Annotated in this window: 1 pseudogene; it reads left to right on the top strand. The window is 60.6% G+C overall.

Annotated features, from left to right (window positions below):
* Window positions 1-246, top strand: a pseudogene (locus R0J92_RS22505) (hypothetical protein); the annotation flags it as partial.
* Window positions 247-282 lie beyond the last annotated feature (36 nt).

Below are 282 nucleotides of genomic sequence, written 5' to 3'. Positions count from 1 at the left end.
ATGGTGTTCATCATTCTGTTCGCGGTGCTGTCGTTCACCGTGCCGGACTTCCTGAGCTCGCGAAACATTCATGGCTTGCTGCTTTCCGTCACGCTGATCGGCTCGATCTCGGTGACGATGATGTTCGTGCTCGCGCTCGGCGAAGTCGATCTGTCGGTGGCGTCGATCGTGGCCTTTGCGGGCGTCGTGGCGTCCACGCTCATCACGGCGAAGAAGGCGCGCAAGAGTGGGCCCAAGGCGTTGTGAATAACATGGCGCGTGACCCGGAAGGTGGTGACACCG

The organism is Tritonibacter sp. SIMBA_163, from assembly GCF_046535935.1.
Lineage (GTDB): Bacteria > Pseudomonadota > Alphaproteobacteria > Rhodobacterales > Rhodobacteraceae > Epibacterium > Epibacterium scottomollicae.
This window is presented reverse-complemented; position numbering and strand designations above follow the sequence as displayed.